General features: G+C 66.7%; 1 pseudogene. It reads right to left on the bottom strand.

Annotated features, from left to right (window positions below):
- A pseudogene (locus ACL02O_RS34500) lies at positions 1-318 on the bottom strand (transcription termination factor Rho); the annotation flags it as partial.

Genomic DNA, 318 nt, shown 5'->3' with positions numbered 1-318 from the left:
GTGTGGTCCTGCGGCGGACGGTCGAACGTGGCCGCGATGACCTCGCCCTTCACCGACCGCTGCATGTCGGTGACCTCTTCCGGCCGCTCGTCGACCAGCACCACCATCAGGTGGCACTCCGGGTTGTTACGGGTGATCGCGTTCGCGATCGCCTGCAACACCATCGTCTTACCGGCCTTCGGCGGCGACACGATCAGCGCCCGCTGCCCCTTGCCGATCGGCATCACCAGGTCGATGACCCGCGTCGTCAGGATGTGCGGCTCGGTCTCCAGCCGCAGCCGCTCCTGCGGGTACAGCGGAGTGAGCTTGTAGAACTCC

The sequence above is a fragment of the Micromonospora mangrovicola genome, assembly GCF_047200535.1.
Lineage (GTDB): Bacteria > Actinomycetota > Actinomycetes > Mycobacteriales > Micromonosporaceae > Micromonospora.
Note: the sequence above shows the minus strand (reverse complement) of the source record. Positions and strands in the feature narration are given on the sequence as shown.